This window comes from Microcystis sp. M083S1 (genome assembly GCF_020246405.1).
GTDB lineage: Bacteria > Cyanobacteriota > Cyanobacteriia > Cyanobacteriales > Microcystaceae > Microcystis > Microcystis aeruginosa_C.
Window position 1 is genome coordinate 1 of record NZ_JADBTB010000099.1, and the last position, 23,934, is coordinate 23,934.

General features: G+C 42.8%; 15 protein-coding genes, 1 other RNA gene and 3 pseudogenes. 12 read left to right on the forward strand and 7 right to left on the reverse strand.

Annotated elements, in window-relative coordinates:
* The 3 genes from IM450_RS09780 to IM450_RS09790 form a co-directional block, all read left to right on the forward strand.
* The coding region (locus IM450_RS09780; protein WP_287720622.1) for an Rpn family recombination-promoting nuclease/putative transposase at positions 1 to 277 on the forward strand (277 nt) is incomplete at its 5' end.
* 497 nt (positions 278 to 774) lie between these two features.
* Complete coding sequence (locus tag IM450_RS09785; RefSeq protein ID WP_287671543.1) at positions 775 to 2,568, forward strand: protein kinase domain-containing protein; 1,794 nt, start codon at positions 775 to 777, stop codon at positions 2,566 to 2,568.
* A gap of 31 nt (positions 2,569 to 2,599) precedes the next feature.
* A complete protein-coding gene (locus IM450_RS09790; protein ID WP_004163679.1) occupies positions 2,600 to 3,916 on the forward strand; it encodes a serine hydrolase in 1,317 nt (438 codons plus the stop codon).
* Between the two features lie 59 nt (positions 3,917 to 3,975).
* Here the strand turns inward: IM450_RS09790 and rsgA are convergent, their stop codons facing one another.
* The 4 genes from rsgA to dnaK form a co-directional block, all read right to left on the reverse strand.
* Positions 3,976 to 5,052 (reverse strand): small ribosomal subunit biogenesis GTPase RsgA, encoded by a 1,077-nt coding sequence (gene rsgA, locus IM450_RS09795; protein ID WP_004163680.1) that lies wholly within the window; start codon positions 5,050 to 5,052, stop codon positions 3,976 to 3,978.
* Positions 5,053 to 5,274, reverse strand: a complete 222-nt coding sequence (locus IM450_RS09800; protein WP_002738399.1) for a sulfurtransferase TusA family protein — start codon at positions 5,272 to 5,274, stop codon at positions 5,053 to 5,055.
* 192 nt (positions 5,275 to 5,466) lie between these two features.
* On the reverse strand, positions 5,467 to 6,591 hold the full coding sequence (dnaJ, locus tag IM450_RS09805) for a molecular chaperone DnaJ (protein ID WP_004163681.1): 1,125 nt from the start codon (positions 6,589 to 6,591) through the stop codon (positions 5,467 to 5,469).
* 214 nt (positions 6,592 to 6,805) lie between these two features.
* Positions 6,806 to 8,854, reverse strand: coding sequence for a molecular chaperone DnaK (dnaK, locus tag IM450_RS09810; RefSeq protein WP_287671544.1), 2,049 nt, complete (start codon positions 8,852 to 8,854; stop codon positions 6,806 to 6,808).
* A 399-nt stretch (positions 8,855 to 9,253) separates the two neighbouring features.
* Between dnaK and ahr the strand changes: the two genes are divergently transcribed.
* Both ahr and IM450_RS09820 read left to right on the forward strand, forming a co-directional pair.
* Positions 9,254 to 10,258, forward strand: coding sequence for an NADPH-dependent aldehyde reductase Ahr (ahr, locus tag IM450_RS09815; RefSeq protein WP_004163683.1), 1,005 nt, complete (start codon positions 9,254 to 9,256; stop codon positions 10,256 to 10,258).
* A 28-nt stretch (positions 10,259 to 10,286) separates the two neighbouring features.
* Positions 10,287 to 10,478: pseudogene (locus tag IM450_RS09820) on the forward strand (Uma2 family endonuclease); the annotation flags it as partial.
* A gap of 261 nt (positions 10,479 to 10,739) precedes the next feature.
* Here the strand turns inward: IM450_RS09820 and IM450_RS09825 are convergent.
* Positions 10,740 to 11,421, reverse strand: a pseudogene (locus tag IM450_RS09825) (helix-turn-helix domain-containing protein).
* A gap of 633 nt (positions 11,422 to 12,054) precedes the next feature.
* On the opposite strand from IM450_RS09825, the gene leuC reads away from it, so the two are divergent.
* Positions 12,055 to 13,455, forward strand: coding sequence for a 3-isopropylmalate dehydratase large subunit (leuC, locus tag IM450_RS09830; RefSeq protein ID WP_287671545.1), 1,401 nt, complete (start codon positions 12,055 to 12,057; stop codon positions 13,453 to 13,455).
* Between the two features lie 659 nt (positions 13,456 to 14,114).
* Here leuC and IM450_RS09835 read toward each other — a convergent pair.
* Positions 14,115 to 16,553, reverse strand: a complete 2,439-nt coding sequence (locus tag IM450_RS09835) for a glycosyltransferase family 39 protein (RefSeq protein ID WP_287671546.1) — start codon at positions 16,551 to 16,553, stop codon at positions 14,115 to 14,117.
* Between the two features lie 137 nt (positions 16,554 to 16,690).
* Between IM450_RS09835 and zds the strand changes: the two genes are divergently transcribed.
* The 6 genes from zds to IM450_RS09865 all read left to right on the forward strand — a co-directional run bounded on the left by zds (position 16,691) and on the right by IM450_RS09865 (position 23,758).
* Positions 16,691 to 18,151: a 9,9'-di-cis-zeta-carotene desaturase gene (gene zds, locus IM450_RS09840; RefSeq protein ID WP_287671547.1), complete on the forward strand. Its 1,461-nt coding sequence runs from the start codon at positions 16,691 to 16,693 to the stop codon at positions 18,149 to 18,151.
* Between the two features lie 228 nt (positions 18,152 to 18,379).
* Positions 18,380 to 19,075 (forward strand): aldehyde oxygenase (deformylating), encoded by a 696-nt coding sequence (locus IM450_RS09845; protein ID WP_002800447.1) that lies wholly within the window; start codon positions 18,380 to 18,382, stop codon positions 19,073 to 19,075.
* Positions 19,076 to 19,223: 148 nt separating this feature from the next.
* Entirely contained in the window at positions 19,224 to 20,243 is a 1,020-nt protein-coding gene (locus tag IM450_RS09850; RefSeq protein WP_287671548.1) for a long-chain acyl-[acyl-carrier-protein] reductase, read from the forward strand.
* A 914-nt stretch (positions 20,244 to 21,157) separates the two neighbouring features.
* The gene (locus tag IM450_RS09855; RefSeq protein WP_287671549.1) at positions 21,158 to 22,294 is read left to right on the forward strand and encodes a DUF58 domain-containing protein; all 1,137 of its coding nucleotides are present in this window, start codon (positions 21,158 to 21,160) and stop codon (positions 22,292 to 22,294) included.
* A gap of 86 nt (positions 22,295 to 22,380) precedes the next feature.
* Positions 22,381 to 22,477: signal recognition particle sRNA small type (ffs, locus tag IM450_RS09860), an RNA gene on the forward strand.
* 9 nt (positions 22,478 to 22,486) lie between these two features.
* A complete protein-coding gene (locus tag IM450_RS09865; protein WP_002800450.1) occupies positions 22,487 to 23,758 on the forward strand; it encodes an MFS transporter in 1,272 nt (423 codons plus the stop codon).
* Between the two features lie 36 nt (positions 23,759 to 23,794).
* Here the strand turns inward: IM450_RS09865 and IM450_RS09870 are convergent.
* Positions 23,795 to 23,934, reverse strand: a pseudogene (locus IM450_RS09870) (DUF3782 domain-containing protein); the annotation flags it as partial.

Here is a 23,934-nt window from a genome sequence, read left to right on the forward strand (position 1 = left end):
ACTTTTAGAATTGATAGAGACAATTTTGGTTTATAAGTTACCCCAAGTCAGTAGAAAGGAGATAGAAGCGATGTTTAGTTTAAGTGATTTAAAACAAACTAAAGTGTATCAGGAAGCTTTAGAGGAAGGTAGAGAGGAAGGCCGACAAGAAGGCGAATTAGCGGCAAAATTAGCCTCTATTCCTCGTTTATTGGCCTTAGGATTAAACTTTGAACAGATAGCACAAGCTTTAGAATTAGATATCGAACAAGTTAGACAAGCAACTCAAAGGGAATAGGAAAAGTTCCAAGCGATCGCATTTTAATAATGGTTTCCCAGTGTTGATCGCTATCAATCAACAGTGTAAAATGTGTCACCATAACGTAACCCATCCCAATTGAGATTAAACTGTTTTCAAAAAAGCAAAAAGTGCCTGGGACGAACCCTAGATTATTGCTGGTGTCCTAATCACAAAAAATCTCAAGAAAATCGGCATTCAAATCTATGCTTTATCAATCGCTGATCACGCGCTATCTTCCAGCTTATGTGTGTCAAAAAATCAGCTTTTTACACTGGATAGATAAAGTCATAAAATGTTAACAAATGTTGTCACGATAGGATGTTTCTACTGCTAAATGTTAAATTTTATTACAGGATGCAACATTTGTGGTTCAGATGGATTTAGATTATCCACATAAATGGTCAATTAAATACCCTCTTTATCTGATTTGCCCTGCCATCACCTCAGTTATTAGTTATCGGTGGAGATTCTTAAGTAAACAGTAATATTTCCCCATGACGGATTTAATTCTACAAAATCGTTACAAAGTCTTGCGATTGATTGCCGATGGTGGTTTCGGAGAGACTTTTTTGGCAGAAGATAGCCAAATGCCTTCAAAACGTCTCTGTCTGATTAAACAGCTAAAACCGATTAATGATAATCCCCAGGTTCACAATCTCGTCAAAGAAAGATTTGAGCGAGAAGCGGCTATCCTAGAAAAATTGAGCGAAAATAGTCCCCAAATTCCCAAACTATACGCTTATTTTGAGGAAAATAATCAATTTTATTTAGTCGAGGAATTTATCGAGGGGGAAACTCTCAGCCAAAGAATACAGAGTAAAGGAGTTTTTAGCGATGATCAAGTCAAAGAGATTTTAGTTAGTATTCTACAGGTTTTAATTTATGTTCACGGACAAAAAATTATCCATCGAGATATAAAACCCGATAATATCATTCTACGAATTTATGATAATTTACCGATCCTAATTGATTTCGGTGCGGTTAAAGAAACTATGGGAACGGTGGTTTCTAATTCGGGCCATTCTCTTAATTCTATTGTTATCGGTACTCCAGGTTTTATGCCATCAGAACAGGCGATCGGTCGTCCGGTTTATAGTAGTGATCTCTACGCTTTAGGATTGACGGCTATTTATCTACTAACTGGCAAAACTCCTGAGATGTTAGAGAGCGATCCGATGACAGGAAAAATTTATTGGCGGCAGTTCGCTTTAAATACTAATATCAGTTTAGCAGCCGTCCTAGATAAAACTATTTCACTGCGCTCTAACGAACGTTATTTAACTGCAAAAGAGATGTTAGAGGCGCTACAAACTCCCCCATCAATTGTAGCAACAAATATCGTTCTCCCCACTCCTCCCGCTCCTACTCAGGTAATTTCTCCTGTAACGTCAAAACCTGTTTCTAATCCCCGCACTTTACCTGAATGGGTGAAAGCGATAATTATAGGGAGTATGATCGGTACTGGCATTTTAGGTGGTTTTGTCTTAAGTCATTATCTCTCAAATTCTTCTGGAGATAAATCAATTTCTCCCTCACCTTCCCCAGAAAATCAAGACTCAGATACTACCATTAATAATGAGTTTCCTAAACCTGTGTGTGGAGATGAGAATATCACCGATACTTACTATAAAGTTGTAGTAACTGACGAGGATAGTTTAGAGAGAGTTAAAAATAACTTTTGTCGCGATGCTTTTGTTAATGATGGTAATATTCAGGTAGCAACTTTTAGTGACTTAAATCGCGCTCAAGATTTACAAAGTCAACTAATTAAATACTTTAATCAAGTTAAAATCACCCAAGGTGTCATCGATACCTCACCTAGTCCTGAAGCTGTCTATTCACCTGTTCCTCAACAGACAGTTAACTCTATTTCTCGTTCAGAAGCGGTGGATTTAATCGAGCGCTGGTTAAAGGCAAAAAGAGATATTTTCGGTCCTTCCTATCAAACCTATTTAGGAGAAGAATTACTTACAGGTAAAGCTTATGATTACAACATAAAGCGCTCTGATGGTCAAGAAAGTTCTTCCGAATGGTTAGCTAATAATGGCTCTTATTATATCTATGGAGTTCAGAGAATAGATTCAGTTAATAATTTTACAGCCTCTGGGGATCAAGCTACAGTGGATGTGGTGGTTACTGAAGAAAGAACCCTCTATAACAATCAGGGTAAAATTGATCGAAAAAATAGTGCTTTTAGCACTTCATTGGTTCGCTATAATCTCCAAAATGATCAGGGACGATGGAAAATAGCTCAATATAGAACCATTAAAAATTTAGCTCGTAGATAAGTTGAATTAATCACAAAGTAGAAACAAAAAAATGAAAAACAACTCAGATAACAAAAAAACAGAGACATCTAACTACAATTATGAATACCATACTGGTATATCAGATATAAAGTTTCTGTTGATATCTAGCTTAGTCGCGATGACTTTTGCTGTGGTCGGTTTTTTAATCTTCAATCAATCTCAGAAAACAACAAATGTAACTGATGATAAGTCCTCCATATCTTACAGAAAATCTCCTCAGTCAATAATTAATAAAACCCCAGATATACCCACAATGAAAACTCCTATCACTTCGCAAACTGAACTTAATAATCAACAAATTGCCTTGCCATCTTTGCCTATTCCTGATAATAATAATCGTATCAATTTTCAAAAAACGTTTATTTATACTCCCGATAGACCGCCAAATTTTAAGCGGAACGACCAACTACAATCTATTATTAAAAATGTCACTGATTATGTTGCAGAGAATAACTTACCAACTGAGAAATTATCAATTAGCTTAATCGATTTTAAAACCAATAGTAGCGAAAATTATCAAGGAAATATAGGAAGATTTCCCGCTAGTGTTGTCAAGCTTTTTTGGCTAGTCGCTCTGTACGGTTATGTTAATTATCATCAAGGAGATATAGGAGAATATACTATTGAAATTCAAGAAATGATCGGAAAGTCAGACAATGAAGAATCAAGTAATATTGTTGATGCTATCACTGGAGCAAAATCAAATCATAAAAATATGAGCCAGTCAGACTATCAAGAGTGGTTAAAAAAAAGAAATCTACTTAATCAATATTTTGTTGATGCAGGTTATAATGGTATCAATATTAACCAAAAAACCTATCCCATTCCTTCTAAAAAAATGTTTAAACCTCAAGGTGCTGATTTAAAAATGAGAGGCAATGATCCTAAAAATCCGATTAGAAATAAAATTACAACTGAACAAGCTGCTAGATTAATGTATGAAATTATTACAGGACAAGCTATATCACCAGAATCTAGTCAGGAGATGCGATACTATTTGAACAGAATAAACATGATGCAAGATGGCAGCTGGAAAAATATTGACCCGAATCAAGGTCAAGGTCATTTTAATCCCATTAAAGGATTTTTTGGTGAATATTTTGCCAACAGTGACCCTAAAAATATCCAAGAATTTGCTTCTAAAGCTGGTTGGACAAGTGACAGTCGTAGTGAGGTAGCTTATATTAATGATGGTCAAGTTGCTTATATTTTAGCTGTATTTACCCAAGATGCTGCCTACGCTCAAAATTGGCAAATTTTCCCAAAAATTTCTGAATTAGTCTATCAAAAAATGCAGCAAATGGACTCAAAGTATAACACCCCTTAACATCTTTTCCCAATTCTTACTTTAGTGACCCTGAATATTTATAAGCATCCTAACCCATTCTATTCAGAATCATCATTATAAATATCTTGGAGAGTTTTATTTTCGTAGCGTTCCTGATCTTGATTTTTGCCGCGACGAGAGGGACGACGATATTTTTTATTAGCTAATTTGGGTTCGTAGGTTTCTTGACCTGCTTCTTTAATTTTTAACTTTAAACTTGACTCTTTTGTGCTAGTTTTCTGTAATGACTGTTCTCGTGTGATCGCTTCTTCTAAAAACTCTAAATAATGTTGGTAACGTTCCCAATCTCCCCTAACCACACAGTTAGGTTCCCGACGGTGAGTACAATCATTAAATTGACAATTTCCTAAAGCTAAACGCTCTCTCACTTCCGGAAAATAAAAAGTTAATTGTTCCGGTGAACAGTTAATATCCGGTTGGTTAAACCCCGGACTATCGGCCAATAAACCCCGATTTGGTAAAGCAAATAACTGCACATGACGGGTAGTGTGACGACCTTTTTGCAGTTTTCCCGACACATCCCCCACCCGTTGATTAATCTCAGGAATTAGACAATTAATTAAACTCGATTTTCCCACTCCCGATGGACCGGCCAAGAGAGTAATTTTATGGTTTAATTGTGCCAATAAAGCCTCAAATCCCCGATTTTTCTCGACACTGACAAAAAAGGGCCGGTATCCCCAACCAGCTAGGCGATCGCCCCAGAGTTCTATTTGTTCCGCTTCCCCCAGATCGATTTTATTGACACAGACCGCAATTTCTAAGCCTGTGGACTCGGCTTTCACCAAAAAACGACTGATCAGCCAAGGATCGAGGACGGGTTCAGCAAGGGCAAAAACTAGCAAAATCTGCTCGATATTAGCAACGGCTGGCCGATCGATCTCGGTACTGCGGGGGAGGACTTCTGCGATCGCACCCTGTTGATCGGCAAAATTTACCTCCTCCACCCGCACCCGATCGCCAACCATGACCGACTGACCGATTTTTTGCAAGCGAGCGCGACGGGTACAGAGAAGATTCTCGCCCATAACGGCAGAATCCAAGCGTACCTGATAAAAATTTGCCTGTACGGCCACCACTGTGCCGTATAAATCGGTTAATTGTGCATCTACCATTTAGGAATCGGGGCGATAGACTTTGAGAACAAAAAAGCTATCTCGGTCCTCGATCGATTCTATCTGATAACCCTCCACTGTCAGGCTAGTGGGAACCTGTTCGATCGGTTCCCCGGCATCTAACCAGACTTCCAACCGTTCCCCGGCGGTCATTTTCTCTAATTGCAATTTTGTGCGGACAAAATTAATCGGGCAGGGAGTGCCGCGCAGGTCTAAAGTCATAGTTATTTAGGGTTTCCTGAAAAAGTTTCTCCTGGGGGCAGGGTGTAGGGTGTGGGGTGTGGGGTGTGGGGTGTGGGGAGAATAAATAAAATAATCTCCTATCTCCTGACTCCTGACTCCTGAATACTGCCGACCGCCGACCGCCCCCTGCCTCCGTTATCCGACAAGATTTTTAGATTTATTCAGCCTGCCCTATTTATGGAAGATATTACCTAAAAATCCCTCGATGCCGCCTTTCCCCACGGTTTCCCCGCGAACTTTCGCTATTTTTTCCAGCAATTCCCGTTCTTCTCCCGTGACACGGGTAGGAATCGAGATTTTAACGGTAATGCGATGATCACCGCGACTGACGGGATTGCCTAATTTGGGAACCCCTTTATTTTCTAAAATCAGTACGGTGTTCGGTTGAGTACCGGCAGGGATAGTCAGGTCTTCTTGGCCATCTACCGTATTAACTTTGATGGTACATCCTAAAATCGCTTGGATATAGCTAATCGTGATATCCGATTTAATATCATTGCCTTCCCGTTGAAATTCTGTATCTGTTTCCACGGTTAGATAAACGAATAAATCCCCTGGCGGCCCGCCTTTAAGTCCTGCGTCTCCTTCCCGGGCAACGCGCAATTTCATGCCGTTGTCAACCCCCGCGGGGATGGTAATTTTCAGTTTTTTGGTTTCCTGTCTGCGTCCGGAACCGGCGCAAACGTCGCATTTTTCCTCGATCACTTCGCCAGCGCCGTCACAGGTGGGACAGACCGAAACTTGAGCAAAAGTACCGAAGGGAGTACGGGTGGCGCGACGCACCTGACCAGTACCACTGCAAGTAGTACAAGTACGGGAACCGGTCCCTGGTCTGGCCCCACTGCCCTTACAGGTTTGACAGGTTTCCAGATGACGGATGCGGATTTCCTTTTCGCCGCCAAAGACCGCCTCGCGGAATTTTAGTCTAAAATCGAGACGTAGATCCTCGCCCCGGGTAGGGCCTGTGCGTCGGCGGGCGGTTGCTTGGCCGCCCATGCCCCCGAAACCACTAAAGATTGTCTCAAAGATATCGGCGAAACCGCCCATATTGTCGGGATCAAAACCAGCAGCGCCCCCAGAAACCCCAGCTTCACCAAAGCGGTCATAACGATTGCGGGTTTCTGGTTCCGAGAGAATTTCGTAGGCGCGGTTAATTTCTTTGAAGTGTTCCTCGGCTCCCGGTTCTTTGTTAACATCGGGATGGTATTTTCGGGCGAGACGACGATAGGCGCGTTTGATGTCTTCTTTACCGGCATCTCGCGAGACACCTAGAATTTCGTAATAATCAGTGGGCATAGGGGGCTATGGTTCTGCTCGCAATTTATAAATAAATTTTCGGTCTAGTTGTTACTTTAACAAAGTATACATAATAGTTTAGTTGGGTTATCCCTACTATTTTTTTCGGTGGGGGTTGGGGTGTGGGGGTGTGGGGTGTGGGGAGAAGGGGTGTAGGGTGTGGGGAGAAGGGGAGAAAAAAGCTGATAACTGATTACTGATTACTGATCACTTTTTAATCTACGGCCTCGTAGTCACTGGCGCTCATTTCTTCCCCATCGTAGGGATCATCATCACTGCCCGATTCGGTGGATTTAGTTTCCAGATTACTATAGGTTCTGGTTTGAGTGGGGGAGAGGGTTGGCCCGTTGGTGAAGGTATTCGAAGAAGTGGCTTGGGTGCGGGTGGGTCGAGTCAGTTTTTCGGTGACATCGATCGGTTCAAAACCAGTACCGTTAAGGGTTTGGTTTTGCTCTTGTCTACCTGTGTAGATGCGGGTACCGATTTCGAGGACAATCTGACGAAATTCTGCCAAGGTGGTTTTTAGCTTTTCTGGGGATATGGAGGGGTCGCGCAGAGCGATTTCCAACTGTTGCCGCTTCTGGTCGGCCAGTTGCCGGATATCGGGGGCGACTAACTGACTGTTTTCCCTGATGGTGACTTCGTAGCTATAGAAAAGACTATCGGATTGGTGGCGAATATCGATCATTTGCAGACGACGGCGATCGGATTCGGCGTATTTTTCGGCTTCTAGGCGCATTTTTTCAATTTCGTTCGGTTTCAGCCCTCCAGTATGGCTAATTAAAATGCTTTGTTCTTTGCCGGTGCCTTGGTCGCTGGCGGCCACTTTCAAGATGCCGTTGACATCGATCTCAAAGGCCACTTCGATTTGTGGCACCCCCCTAGGGGCGGGAGGAATTCCCGTCAGGAGAAATTTACCGAGGGTTTTATTATCCTGGGCCATAGCTCTTTCCCCTTGCAGGACATGAATTTCCACCGAAGTTTGACCATCGGCAGCGGTGGAGAAAACCTGAGATCTACTGGTGGGGATAGTGGTATTGCGATCGATAATTTTGGTAAAGACTTCGCCGAGGGTTTCAATGCCGAGGGAAAGGGGGGTGACATCGAGTAGGAGGATATCTTCCACTTCTCCACCTAAAACTCCGGCTTGAATCGCTGCCCCCAAAGCAACGGCCTCATCGGGGTTAACAGAGCGATCGATCTGGCCGGTAGAAAAGAAACGGGAGATTAATTCTTGCACGGCGGGGATTCTGGTGGAACCACCAACGAGAATGACACGATTGATATCGCTAGGCTGCAGTTCGCTATCTTTGAGGGACTGTTGTACGGGTTCGAGGGTTTTTTCCACTAATTCTCTGGTTAATTCCTCGAATTTAGCGCGAGTTAGTTCTAATTCTAGGTGTTTAGGGCCGGTTTCGTCGGCGGCGATGAAGGGGAGATTGATCGAGGTGGTAATCATGCTAGAAAGCTCGATTTTGGCTTTTTCGGTGGCTTCTCGCAGTCTTTGGATCGCCATGCGATCGCTGGCCAGATCGATGTTTTCTTGGCTTTGAAAGTTCTCCACCAGCCACCGCACTAAGAGGTTATCAAAATCGTCCCCCCCAAGATGGTTATTGCCGGCCGTGGCTTTCACTTCAAAGACTCCCTTCCCCAGTCGCAGGATGGAAACGTCGAAGGTTCCTCCTCCTAGGTCAAAAACGAGGATATGTTGATCTTCGTTTTGTTTATCTAAACCGTAGGCCAGGGCGGCGGCGGTGGGTTCGTTAATAATTCTTAATACTTCTAGTCCTGCGATCATCCCCGCGTCTTTAGTGGCTTGACGTTGGGCATCGGTAAAATAGGCGGGAACTGTAATCACGGCCTCGTTAATCGTTTCTCCCAGATAGGCCTCGGCATCGGCCTTTAATTTTTGCAGGATCATGGCCGAGATTTCTTGGGGGGTAAATTCCCGATCGCGAATTTTGATATTGACGGTATCATCGCGACCGCGTTGGCAATGATAGGCAACTCGTCCCCTTTCTGCCTCCGTGTCTTGCCAGCGCCTACCGATAAAGCGTTTGATGCTATAGACGGTATTTTCGGCATTAGTGACCGCCTGACGTTTGGCCAGTTGTCCCACTAGGCGCTGGCCCTTGCCAAACCCCACGATACTAGGAGTTGTCCTTCCCCCCTCCGAGTTAGGAACTATAATCGGCTGACCTCCCTCGAGTACGGCAACACAACTGTTGGTTGTCCCTAAGTCGATGCCGATGACTTTTCCCATGACGCTCTAATAATAACGGTAGTTAATAGGATACAATCGCTGACAAAAATTATCCCAAAATTAGAAACGGGCTTTTTACCTCGTCTAATCTTGCCGAGGATGAAACAGGACAATTTTCGTCCGCTCCTAACAAAACTTGTCGGTAAAGTCCGCAAGCGGCTGGCGAGCGGTCTATATATCAAGAGTAACCCAAAACCAGTAATTTTGCTGATGCTGACAGTTAGCGATCTCCTCTCGCTATTCTTAAAATTACCGTTTTTAAGATTTTTTTAATGATCACGAGCGGAATTCCTTGATGTTGATGTGCCGAGCAGTGGAATGATCGCCAAATCTTCTTAACCCGAATTCAGATCAATTTGAGATAAGATAACCAATACACCGATCCTAGAGGACTTAATCATGATTAGAGCCTATGCTGCCCGAGAAAAAGGGGGAAAACTAGAGCCTTTTGACTACGATCCGGGTATATTAGCGGATGAAGATGTGGAAATCGCGGTGGAATATTGCGGCATCTGTCACAGTGACCTAAGTATGCTCGATAACGATTGGGGACTGACCACCTATCCCTTTGTCCCCGGTCATGAAGTGGTCGGCACGATCGCCGCTCTCGGTGCTAAAGTCAAAGAATTAAACCTAGGGCAAAGAGTCGGTCTTGGTTGGTTTTCCCGTTCCTGTTCCACCTGTGAAACTTGTATGTCGGGGGATCAAAACCTTTGTGCCACTGCCGAAGGAACTATCGTCGGTCGCCATGGCGGTTTTGCTGAAAAAGTCCGGGCCCATCATAGTTGGTTAGTTCCCTTGCCGGACCAGTTAGATGCTGCCAAAGCTGGCCCGCTTTTTTGTGGTGGTATTACCGTCTTTAATCCCATTGTCCAATTTGATATTAAACCCACGGCCCGAGTTGGTGTCATTGGTATTGGTGGATTGGGCCATATAGCCTTAAAATTCCTCAAAGCTTGGGGCTGCGAAGTAACCGCTTTTTCTAGTAGTCCCGATAAAGAAACAGAAGCAAAAGAACTAGGGGCGACTCATTTTATCAATTCCAGAGACCCCGAAGCTTTGCAATCGGTACAAAATTACTTTGATTTCATCATCTCTACCGTTAACGTTAATCTCGATTGGGGTCTTTATATCGCCTGTTTACGTCCCAAAGGTCGTCTGCATATTGTTGGGGCCGTTCTTGAACCCATGGCTACCTACGCTTTCCCCTTGATTATGGGTCAAAAATCGATTTCTGGCAGTCCTTTGGGTAGTCCCAGTACCATCAATAAAATGATCGAATTTGCCTCTCGCCATGGCATTGAACCGGTCACGGAAACCTATGCTATCTCGCAGGTGAATGAAGCCATGGAAAAATTGAGAACTGGACAACCTAAATATCGCCTCGTCTTGCAGATGAAATAAAACCATCTCTATCCCAGACGTAACCCCGATGACTCAACCCCTCACTCCTCCAGTTATCGATTGGGAAGAACCCCCCATTCCCCCAGAAGACTTGATTTTTGATGACGGATAACCATTGGAAATCCACCGTCACCGCAAGGCCATGAATGTCTTAATCGATTCTATCGAACAAGCCTATCAGGATCGAGAAGACTTTTTTGTTGGCGGTAATATGTTTATTTAGTTTAGCCGTGAGCGGGTTTTTAATAGAACTATTGCAAATTAATTATATGTTATAATGATAGGCTAACTAATTTTTTTGGGAAAATTAGTTAATTAGCACATTTGTTCTGAATCAAAACCTGAAGTTTTACTTTTAACTCAAAACTCTTTAGAGCTGCTTTAATTTGGTTATCAAAACCTCTTTATTTAAGCGGCACAAACTATCTCAATTATAAAAATTGAGAATAAATTATCCTTGTAGATTAATGTTTGGCAACTTTTAAGAAGTTGCTATACCTATCCCTAACTCACAGTTACAAATAGCCGCCAACAAGTTAACTATTAAACTATCTCTTCGACGACAATTCCGATATTTACAGGATAAGATTTTCAAGATTTTGAGTTTCCTATTTAGGGTTTGCTAAATAAACTAAAATAATTACCGCTACCTTTCCCACAAAAGACACAGATAATTTCCTCTGTATTTTATTAGCTACTAATTGGGATTTTAAACTATGATAACCTCTTTTACCACCAAAAAAATCTTTCTGTTTCTTTTGGGGGCTTTCTATGGGAGTTTCCGTTACATCCATTACCGTTATGACCGGTATCTCTGCTTGATTGAGTAAAGCTTTTTTTCTTTTTAAACGGAAGTTTCCCGATTGTAAAAGCATTTTTTCCGTCTTATTTACAATCCGACCTATAGTTGATTCTGATAGTTGACCACTTATACCAATGTGAAAATATGTTCTATATTCTCGCCAATATTCTAACGTTACTAAAACTTGTTCTTCTATAGATAGTTTAGGGTTCGGTTCCCTTTTAGATGCTGAATTAGAGTCAGCTTCAACACTTTTTACTGATTCTACCATCTTTCTACAGGTTTGTTTATACACACCTAAACGGCGTTTTAACTGTTCATCTGATAAGTCTTGATAATCTATAATCTTGCTAATAAACATAGCAAAATTATAGATTATTTCCTGACCTAAGATCACATTTTATTCTTTTTTCTACTTCCATCTAAAAATCGAGAAAAAAGCAAAATCCTCCACTATACAATAAAAAAATTATGCAAGAGAACTATTGTCTGATAGCAAAAGGCAATGAGGAATATCCCTAAGACTTCCATGACCTTTATTGTTAGTTAATTTGGGAGGAATCTTTGAGTATTACTATATTAGTATTAACTACTTAGGAATCCTAGTATCATGGCTGAGTTTATCTCTGATTCTAGGATTAATTTTTGTTGGAGAAATTTATCTGAACAGGAAAGTTAGCAAGCATAATTTAGCGGTCACAAGAAAAGAATAAATTTTTTTTGCTATGGAATGAGGGGTTATTCAAACCTAGAGAATGTTAGACTAAATCCTATTTAAAAATTATAGGTATCGGGGGATAAGGAGCAGAAGTAATTACTTAAATAGTTATTAGCGAAAGTCGTTTCTTTCACTCAAAAACCGATGGTTTTAATCTCTGGCAAAAACAGAGCTATTTATTTATTATCCCTACTAACCAAGAGAAAAGAAAAAATTAATATTTATCGGCCGGGGTTAGCTGATATGATTAGGGGGATGACTATCATTCCAAGGTCAATGAGCGCAAGAACGTTATTCGATAAAGTCTGGGACGCACACACGGTTAATATTCTTCCCAGTGGACAGACACAATTATTTATCGGACTGCATCTAGTCCATGAAGTCACCAGTCCCCAAGCTTTTTCGATGCTGAGAGAAAGGGGTTTAAAAGTATTATTTCCAGGACGGACTATTGCCACTGTTGATCACATAGTCCCCACCGAAAATCAGGCGCGTCCTTTCCTTGACGATTTGGCCGAGGAAATGATCCGGGCGATCGAAACTAATGTTCAAACCAATAATATTCCTTTCTACGGCATCGGTTCCGGCAATCAGGGTATAGTTCATGTGATCGCTCCCGAACAGGGTCTAACCCAACCGGGGATGACGATCGCTTGTGGTGACTCCCACACCTCCACCCACGGCGCTTTTGGGGCGATCGCTTTTGGCATCGGAACTTCCCAAGTGCGGGATGTTCTTGCTACCCAAACCCTATCCCTATCGAAATTAAAAGTGCGTCGAGTGGAGGTAAACGGCGATTTAAACCCCGGTGTCTATGCTAAAGATGTAATTCTCCATATTATCCGTCAATTAGGCGTTAAAGGCGGTGTTGGTTACGCCTACGAGTACGCTGGTAGTACAATTGCACGGATGTCCATGGAAGAAAGGATGACGATTTGTAACATGGCGATCGAAGGTGGGGCCCGATGTGGTTATATCAACCCCGATCAGATCACCTACGATTACCTCAAAGGTCGTGATTTTGCGCCCAAAGACTGGGAAAGTGCGGTTAATTGGTGGGAAAGCATTAAAAGCGATGCCGATGCGGTTTATGACGATGTGGTGGTCTTCGATGCCAGCGAAATCGAACCCACAGTTACTTGGGGGATTACTCCGGGCCAAGGAATCGGGGTTAACGAAGTCATTCCCACTCCCGAAAGTTTACCGGCAAGTGAAAGAGCGATCGCAGAGGAAGCCTATCAATACATGAAACTCACCCCCGGCGCCCCGATTAAAGGCACAAAAATCGATGTCTGCTTCGTCGGTAGCTGTACTAACGGCCGGATCAGTGATCTGCGCGAAGCGGCCAAATTTGCCCAAGGTCATCGTGTTGCCCCCCATGTGAAAGCTTTTATCGTCCCCGGTTCCGAAAGAGTCAAAAAACAGGCGGAAGCAGAAGGATTAGACCAAATTTTCCTAGCATCAGGCTTTGAATGGCGCGAGGCTGGCTGTTCCATGTGTTTAGCCATGAATCCCGATAAATTGCAGGGAGATCAGATCAGCGCTTCCTCCTCCAATCGTAACTTTAAAGGTCGTCAAGGTTCCGCTTCCGGTCGTACTTTGTTGATGAGTCCGGCGATGGTGGTAGCGGCAGCAATTAAAGGGGAAGTCACCGATCCCAGGGAGTTGTTACAGTAGTTATCTCAATGGTGAGATAGGAGTCAGGAGTCAGTATTCAGTTATCAGTTATCAGTTCACTGAGAAAACTCCCCACACCCCACACCCTACACCCCACACCCCACACCCCACACCCCACACCCCACACCCCACACCCCCCTCCCATCTCCCTTCTCTACAATAATTACTCGCAACCAGAAATACCTTGGGTTCCTATCATACTTTGTGCTTTTTGTCAAAAAAACTTTTTTTTTGCAATAAAACTACACAAAAAAAAGATCATCGTTGTGGGTGAAATTGACTGATTTACCCGTCTTAATTAGGATCACCTTCTAGGTGTGGCAAAGGTTTCAACCATTGCTGCCCAAAAAAGCATAGAATATCCCATTATGAAATTATATCAAATCGCTGTAACTAGCATAACGTCGTTGTTAAATCAAAATCTTTCTCAATTAATTCTTAAGAATTTATAAATATTGCGGAATGTTAATTTAAATATTCTCAAGTTTTTGCAGTCAATAAATAACTTTTGCTTATCTTTGTTGGAAAATATAACTCCTGCAAAAATCCCACATCTACCATGGGGTTAGGATTCAAGATTGAGGAGACAGAAGACAGCTTTTTTCTCCCCTCTCCCACTTCCTAATTCATAATTCATAATTCATAATTCCCACTCTATTTTAATTTGACTGCCATAATTGCCAAGCTTTAACGAGATTTCCCCCCATCAAGGCAGCCACTGCATTTAAAGTCTTAATTTCCTCACTATCGGGATTTAATTGTCTAGCTTTATCTAAGACTTTTTGGGCTGCTTGCGGTTGCCAATCGTAGAGATAAATAAACCCTTGATAAGCATAATGATAGGGATTATGGGGGTCAATTTTAATCATTTTCTCCGTGGCTTTTATTGCCCCTGCCACATCCTGTTGTAGTACCTTAGAAATTGCTAATCCGTAGGCTAAAGATAACTTATCGGGGGGATTTTGTTGCTGTAAACGATAGGAAAAAGCCTTGTCTGCTTGCAGCACATAATCCTGAATCGAATCGTATTGATTGATACGATTATTTAACTCAAAAATTGGCTCAATACCCGTTAATCCTTGACCAATATTAGCAGACTTTAAGCGCAATTGGGTCACTAAATCTAATTGGGGCGTTGCTAACTTGGGAACTTGAGGATCGATGGTAATTTGAGCGTTAGTTTTAATCGGATAGGTTTCGCCAGTTTCCCGATTGAGATAAACAGCAGATAAGCGATAAACTCCGGGGGTTGCTGCCGACTGCATGGCGGTTTTTTCAGTGACTTCAAAACCCTTTTGTTGCTCTTCTGGAGTTAATTTGTTTGCCATTAATCCCCCCATAGCTATACCGTGATCGTGCATCCAATAATCCTTACCGTCCACTTCTTGCCAGGTTAAAATCACTATCCCTGACTTTAATTGTTGCCAGTCTCCGGCCCATTTATAAACCACGGGAATGGGTTGATTAGGAGAAGCTTTTTCGGCAATAGCAATCTCTCTTAATTCCACCCGTTTTGGCGCATTTTCAAGGGGTTTAACCGTGACAGAAGGATATATTTTTCGGTGTAGGGACAGGGTGCTATCATCCGGTAGCTGCCAAGTTTTCTCCACTTGGAAATCTGGCCCAGTGGCGACTCGATTAACAATTTTTTTCTGGACATTGGGGACGGAACCCTGTTCACCAGTTTTAGTTAAAAACCAATCTAAAGAATTGACATCCTTTTCGATATCTTCTTCCCGAACTCCCACCTGTCTGCCGGCAACCTGGGAATTATGTTTACCACCGTAGAAAGAGAAAGTATGTTGATTTAATTCGGGGGTGGAAGGTAAAACCCCTAGGGTGCTGCGAAGATAGGGAGAATCGGCTAGAATCTCTTTAACTACTTCTTCGTTTTGCCAGCCAGTTTTTAAATAGGGATGGTGTTGTAATTTGGGACTGAAAACGTTAGTAATTATATCTCCCCCCAAGGGGAATAAATTTAAGCTGGTGAGAATAGCGGCAATAGTTATCGTTCCCCAACGGATACTGGGGGCAAAACGACCGCGCCAAGATAATAAACCAACGGATAAAATTAAGGATAAAGTCGGTAAAAGCGGCAAAATATAACGAGCATCTTTATTGATGTTGAGGGATGATAATAGGTATCCCCCCAGCAGAAAAACTCCTAACCAAATCCACACAGGACGATTAACCTTATCTTCGGTTTTTCTATGGCGTAAGGAGATTAATAATCCCACCACGGGAACTAATAACAATACCCAAGAAAGAAAATAGGGTAAAACTTGGGCGTAAAATGTCCAGGCATCTGGACTGGTAAGAGGCGGATCTCCCTCCAAAATCGCCGAATCTACCGTGGCACGTTTGCCCGCAGTTAACATTAATAACCAATTCGTCCGATACCAGGGAAACATTAACCATGCTGCCGTTAAAAAACTGAGCATTAATTGCGCTAGATTGCCCCAACGTTTTCGCCGGAGATTTTCGCCCAATACCCACAAAATCGGTAAAAAGAGGAAAAATAGGGCGGTTTGTTTGACTAACATCCCTAAACCGAAAGAAATACCCACAGCGATCGCTTTTGGCCAGCCTTGTCCACTAAATCGCCACCATGTCAAGCAGAAGTAAGAAAACGTTACAATTGCCGCTAAGGGAAAATCTAAGAGATATTCGAGGCGATAATAGTATAAACCGGGTAGAAATTGACAGATTAAGACCGCCCATAAAGCCACAGTCCCATTAAAGAGGATAATTCCCAATCCGTACACAGAAAAGAGCAGTAGGGCGCTATAGATAGCCATTACCCACATACCCGCGTCAACGCTAATACCAAAGAGATTAAAGAAGGGAATCGTTAAAAGATAGGTTAAAGGGGGAATTTTCGGGGACATTAGCCATAAACTGCGCCACCAATCCCCATCAAACCAGCGCGGATTTTGGAAAGCTTGGGTATAAATAATCCCACCGTTGAGATAATCGGCCTGATCCCAAGCAGGAATAGTATGATCGAGACTAAACCAGAATCTATCGACTAATATCCCCAATATCCATATAATACTGACAATAATTAATCCCTGTCTCCTATCTAGCGATCGCTTCAAAATGACTTCTCCCTAGTGCAACTCTCAATTATTTTGCCACGCCCTCAAGCGTCCCTGAAAAAATCGCCAGCGAGAAACACCAGACCGATCGGGGTAAAATAAAGATTTAGTGAAAAATTGTAACAGGAACTTGACAAATGCGAGTGGTGATCGTTGGTGCGGGATTAGCGGGAATGGCAACAGCTATCGATCTAGTCGATGCGGGCTGTACAGTAGAAATCTTAGAATCTCGTCCCTTTGTCGGTGGAAAAGTCGGTAGTTGGGTAGATACGGACGGTAATCACATCGAGATGGGCTTGCACGTCTTTTTCGGTTGTTACTATAATCTTTTTGAGTTAATGAAAAAAGTGGGCGCTTTTCAATCCCTACTACTCAAAGAACACACCCACACTTTTATCAACGAAGGGGGAAAAATCGGCGAATTAGACTTTCGTTTCGTCGCAGGTGCGCCTTTTAACGGTTTAAAAGCCTTTTTTACCTCCTCCCAACTCTCAGCAGCCGATAAAATCTTTAATTCTCTGGCCTTAGGTACCAGTCCCATCGTCCGCGGTCTGATAGACTTTCAAGGAGCGATGAAAACGATTCGGGATCTAGACTCGATTAGTTTTGCCGATTGGTTTCGTAGCCATGGCGGTAATGACGGCAGTTTAAAAAAAATGTGGAATCCGATCGCCTATGCCTTAGGATTTATCGATACGGAAAATATCTCGGCCCGTTGTATGCTGACGATTTTCCAATTTTTTGCCGCTAAAACCGAAGCTTCCGTCCTGCGGATGTTGGAAGGTTCCCCCCACGAATACCTACATAAACCGATTATTAACTATCTGGAGGCACGGGGCGCCAAAATCTCTACCCGTCGTCAGGTGCGGGAAATTCTCTATTCTGGAGAGGGCGAAAATCTGCAAGTTAATGGCCTGATCGTCGCTAACGGAGAAACCACAGAAACTATCACCGCAGATGCCTACGTTTGCGCTGGTGATGTCCCCGGTATTCAGCGTCTTATTCCCCAAGATTGGCGGAAAATGCCGATTTTTGATAATATTTTCCGACTAGAAGCCGTCCCCGTCGCTACGGTACAATTGCGTTTTGACGGTTGGGTGACGGAGTTAAATGATGCCGAAAAACGCCGACAACTGCAAAAAGCGGTGGGAATTGACAATCTTTTGTACACCCACCAAGCGGATTTCTCCTGTTTTGCAGATCTTGCTCTCACCAGTCCTAGGGATTATTATCGCCCCGGAGAAGGCTCTTTATTACAGTTAGTTTTAACCCCCGGGGACCCTTTTATTAAAACTAAAAATGAAGATATTGCCCAGCACGTTTTAGCGCAAGTCCATCAGTTATTTCCCTCCTCGCGGGAGTTAAAGATGACTTGGTTTAGTGTGGTGAAATTGGCCCAGAGTCTCTATCGGGAAGCACCGGGGATGGATGTCTATCGTCCCTCGCAAGCGACTCCTATCCCTAACTTTTTCCTGGCTGGTAGTTATACCCAACAGGATTACATTGATAGCATGGAAGGGGCCACTTTATCGGGTAAACAGGCAGCCAGGGCCATCTTACAACAGGCCGAGTGCCGGAAATCTTTGGCCACGGTTTGAGCAAACAGCCGGCAATCTCGTCTGTTAAGAAGGGATTGCCTCTAAACTTGTTTTCAGTGGCAAAAGATACCGCTATAGCTAACTTGGCAAGTCAGCCTCTCAAGCCAAGCTATACAAAAAAGACCGATCGAGCTAGACTCGTAAAAAGATCACTCCATCTAGAAGGCTTACCCTAGACTGGAAAGAACGTCGGAAAAATCTCGTCAGAAATAGGAGTCAATCGAGTTTATGCCAGAGCTTGCTGTATCATCAGAGCTTGATTTCACCAGCGAAACCTATAAATCAGCCTATAGTCGCATTAATGCCATCGTTATTGAAGGAGAATACGAGGCCAATAGCAATTATATTCAATTAGCAGACATCCTCACCGATAACAAAGAAGAGTTACACCGTCTGGCAAAAATGGAAAACCGTCACATGAAAGGTTTTCAAGCTTGCGGCCAAAATTTGCAAATCACTCCTGATATGGATTATGCCAGAGAATTCTTTTCCTCTCTGCACGATAACTTCCAAATTGCCTACGCAGAAGGTAAAGTTGTCACCTGTTTATTAATCCAATCTTTGATTATCGAAGCTTTTGCGATCGCTGCCTATAATATTTATATTCCTGTTGCTGATCCTTTTGCTCGTAAAATTACTGAAAGCGTAGTTAAAGACGAATATTTACATCTCAATTTTGGCGAAGAATGGCTAAAAGCTAACTTTGAAACCGCTAAAGAGGAATTAGAAGCGGCAAATCGCGCTAATCTTCCCATTGTCTGGAGAATGCTCAATCAAGTCGAGGATGATGCTCGCGTCCTCGCTATGGAAAAAGAGGCCCTCGTGGAAGACTTTATGATTAGCTACGGGGAAGCTTTAAGCAATATTGGTTTCAGCACCCGTGATATCATGCGAATGTCTGCCTACGGATTAACTGCTGTCTAAAGCTTGAGCGTCTAGATTTCTTTTTTTCGCCGGGCTGCCGCTCAACACAGAGCGGCACTTTTGTGTATTATATTTAAGAGTCTTAACGATTTCTTAGCAATATCCTAATTTTTATCTAGTGCCATCTAGTCTAACGAAAGAACAATCAATGTTTGGTCTTATAGGTCATCTTACCAGTTTAGAACACGCCCAATCGGTCGCCGACGATCTAGGTTATCCTGAATATGCTAACCAGGGATTAGATTTTTGGTGCGCTGCCCCCCCGCAAATTGTCGATGATTTTCATGTCACCAGCATCACGGGGCAAACCATCAGAGGTAAATATATCGAATCCTGTTTTTTACCGGAGATGTTGTCGAATCGTTGGGTAAAGTCTGCTATTCGTAAGGTGCTAAATGCCATGGCACTCGCTCAAAAAAGTGATATCAATATCACCGCACTCGGCGGTTTTTCTTCAATTATTTTCGAGGAATTTAATCTCAAAGATAATCGACAGGTGCGCAATATCGAGCTAGATTTTGGCCGTTTTACCACCGGTAACACCCACACCGCTTACGTCATCTGCACTCAGGTGCAAACCCTCGCTGAAAAAATGGGCGTTGATTTAGCTCAATCTACCGTCGTGGTTTGTGGGGCCACCGGAGATATCGGCAGCGCCGTTTGTCGTTGGTTAAATGAAAAAACCAATACAAAAGAACTAATATGTGTGGCACGCAATCAAGAGCGTTTACAATCTCTGCAAGAGGAGTTAGGACGCGGTAAAATTCTTCCCCTAGAGGAGGCTTTACCCCTGGCTGATATCATTGTTTGGGTGGCTAGTCTGCCTAAAGGGGTGGAAATTGATCCAGATAAACTCAAGCGCCCCTGTATTATTATTGATGGTGGTTATCCGAAAAATTTAGGCACGGTGTTAAATGCCCCCGATATTTCGGTGATTAAGGGCGGCATTGTCGAGCATTCCCTCGATATTGACTGGAAAATTATGAAAATCGTTAATATGGATATTCCCTCTCGTCAAATGTTTGCCTGTTTTGCTGAGGCGATTTTATTGGAGTTGGAGGGTTGGCAAACTAATTTTTCCTGGGGACGCAATCAAATTACCGTCCCTAAAATGGAACAAATCGGCGCAGCTTCCCGCAAACACGGTTTTCAACCTTTGTTATTTTAATTCATACCCCCAACCCCCCACGGAATTAGAAGTTTCAGGCGAAAAATAATTAGAGTAAGTGCTTGACTTTAGCGGCGGCTTGGGTTATGCTTGTTTAATAATGGGATGTTTGTGTTTATCGGCAACTGCTCAGATTCCGATTATGAATAAACTCTTTTAAAAATATTATCCCAAAATCTGCCCACAAAAGCAAGCAAAATTTTGCCATCAATTGTTAAGTTTTGTTAAGAAAAAGTCCTAAGAGTGGCAAGGAAGAGAACTCCCTGAACAGATCAGTCCGATCTCCTTGATAGTTTCTCAAGGGTTTTGGGGGAATTATAGAGATGTGGGCCTGATTTTTAGCGCGTTCCCAGGTTCTACCTGAATACTACTTTAAGGCAGAGCCTTCGACTCATTGTTCGCTTAATTTTTTAAGGGAAGGGTTTTAAAATTGCTGTAACCTTTATCCTGTATGCTTTTTAGCGAATAAAGTAAGCAGAAAAGTGCCGAAAATGCGATCGCCAATTGACTCGCTCAAACCCCGATCAATTCGTTAACTTCCAAATGGTCTTTTTGTACTAATAAATATTTGAACTCTGAAAAATTAATTATGCAAGAAATCTAATAATAATTAGGAATGAGTGCTTGACTTTAGCGGCGGCTTGGGTTATGCTTGTTTCATAATGGGATGTTTGTGTTTATTTCTGACTGCTTAGATTCCAATTATGAATAAACTCTTTCAAAAATATTATCCCAAAATCTGCCCACAAAAGCAAGCAAAATTTTGCCATCAATTGTTAAGTTTTGTTAAGAAAAATAACAATAGTGACAAGGGATAGGACTCCCTTCGCTGATCAGAGGGATTTTGGGGTAATTCTAGAAGTGTGGGCCTGATTTTTAGCCTTCCAGCAAAGACGACAAAACCACTAAACCCTATGAAAACTTGGTTAGAAGATCGCGGTATTTTACCCGCTTACGGTGGGGGGGTAATCATTGGCATTACCCTCTGTTTTTTCGGAGCGGCGACCAATACCATGGCGGGATGGTTGTATGCTATCTGTGGCACGACGATCGCTGTTTTAATTTTATCAATAATTCTACCGCGTCGTTCCCTTCTTCCCCTAAAAGTGCGTCGTCTTGCCATTGTACCCGTGAGTGCGGGGGACGATCTTAGTATAAGCCTAGAGATAGAAAATACCAGCAATCAGCCGATAAATCTGCTAGAAGTGACAGATATGCTGCCAATTGTCCTCAATCAGCCAAAAATAACCCCAATAGAAGCGATTGCCCCCAAAAGTTGCCATCGTTTGACCTATTATTTACCCACCAGTAAACGGGGTATTTATCACTGGCAAGAAGTACAATTAAGAACAGCAGCCCCTCTCGGTTTATTTTGGTGTCGTCGTTGTCATCAAGCAGCGGCTAAAGCTTTAGTTTATCCCCAAATTTTACCCTTACAACAATGTCCCCTAATCGATTCCCTCGGTCAAGAGATGGAACAAAAATTAGAAAATAATCGCTATTATCAAAGGGCTAGTCAAGGACTTACGCGTAACCTGAGACAATATCGCCAGGGTGATTCTACCCGTTTAATTCACTGGAAAACTAGCGCCCGTTTGGGAGAATTTCAAATTCGGGAATTAGAAGTGTTAACGGGAGGACAGGAAGTGATTATCTGTCTCGATACCCTCTGTGATTGGCAAGAAGACAGTTTTGAACGGGCGATTATTGCCGCTGCTTCCCTCTATTTTTATGCCCATCGTCGGCAATTAAATGTGAAACTCTGGACTGGTGAAACGGGTTTAATTCAAGGGGAAAGGGTCATTTTAGAGACTTTAGCTGGTATAGAGGCAAAAGCTAGTCAAAAAAACGCCAATCTGCCTAATTTACCGCTAATTTGGTTGACAAGTAACTTCAATTCCATCGAACAACTCACCCCCGGCAGCCGTTGGTTATTTTTCCTGGCTGCCGATTCTGGGGAGAGTCCTTCACCCTTAATCCGACAGTTTAGCGGATTGGCGATCGAAGCGGAAACTTCTCTACAACAACAATTACAAAAACCCCCTCGTTGAGAAAATTTCTGTTCACAGTCTAGATTGAGAGGAAATTCTCTGGAAAAAAATGCCAGTATCCCGGAAAAAGATGTTATGATAGAAAAGACTCGGACTCATGCGATCGCAACGCCTTAACCTTGTCAGGACCGGAAGGTAGCAGCAATACGGGATGCTTGTGACTGGCGTGATCTCCGGGTCTTTTTGTTGCCTGTGACGGTCGCTGTTGTGAACGCTTTCAAAACTTTTCGATCGCTTACTGCCGAAACTCGTCGTCAACTACTCATTCTCTTCGTCACGGCGCTGTTTTTCTGGATAAGTATCACCACTCTCCTCCCCACTCTCCCCATCTATATTGACTCCCTAGGCGGTAGCAAACAAGATATCGGTTTTGTCATGGGGGCTTTTGCCATCGGTTTAATTTTATCGCGCAGTTGGTTAGGCAATCTAGTTGATCGCCGCAGTCGCAAATTAGTGGTTTTATTTGGAACTATTGTCGCCGCTACTGCACCCCTCGGTTATCTATTTTTTCGCGATCTTTCCTCTTTATTCGTCGTCCGTGCCTACCATGGCCTCAGTATCGCCGCTTTTACCACCGGTTACAGTACCCTAGTGGTGGATTTTTCCCCCGTTCGTCAACGGGGAGAGATAATTGGTTATATGAGCTTAACTGCACCCATAGGCATGGGAATCGGTCCAGCTTTAGGCAGTTATCTCTACAAATCGATCGGTTATGACGGTTTATTTCTAGTTTCCGCCACTTCGGGAGCGATCGCCTTTCTCCTGAGTTTCTCCATTCAAGAACTGGACTTCAAGAAAAAATTAGCCGAAATGAAGGCAGAAAATCCGACAATTGAGCGCAGTTTTTGGGCATTATGTCAAGAGCGAGCTTTTTTAGTCCCCACCTTAGTTTTTCTGCTGGTTGGTACTTTATTCGGCGGTTTAGTCGCTTTTTTACCCCTGTTTCTCCTCGAAAATCAGATCCCTTTCAGTGCCGGTCTATTCTACAGTTGTGCGGCAGTATCGGGGGTAATCGGACGGATTTTGTCGGGAGGAGCCAGTGATCGCTATGGACGGGGTTTATTCATCACTATTAGCGTTTTTTGCTATGGTTTATCCATGTTGGTTCTATCTTCTGCTCGATCTCCTTCCGCTTTAATTTTAGCCGCTATTCTCGAAGGTACGGGAGGGGGGATTTTATTCCCTATGTTACTGGCTTTAATCTCCGATCGCTCTGGGCCCCAAGAACGCGGCCGGGCCTATTCTATCTGTATCGGCGGTTTTGATGTGGGAACAGCCTTAGCAGGTCCAATTCTGGGGGTTTTAGCAATTTCCTACAAAACTATGTTTAGTTTATCGTCAGGATTGGCTGTTATCGCTCTCTTTCTCTTTTTTACTCTTTCTAACCCCACTATAAGCCATTCTTTTCTCTTCGCTTTCGGTTTAGAAAAAGATCGTTATGCTCTGCGCGGACAATTACAATAAAGCTTACTGAAAAAGTTTTTCCTAGTACAGGGTTATTTAATAGGTTTGAGGTTGAAAATTATCGGGAATATCTAATTCAAATACTTGGTCATGAATCTGAGCCACATAAAGCCCTTCTTGCAGAATTTTTTCGCGTAATTCTGGGGATAAATCAACGGCTGCTAATATACCATAGA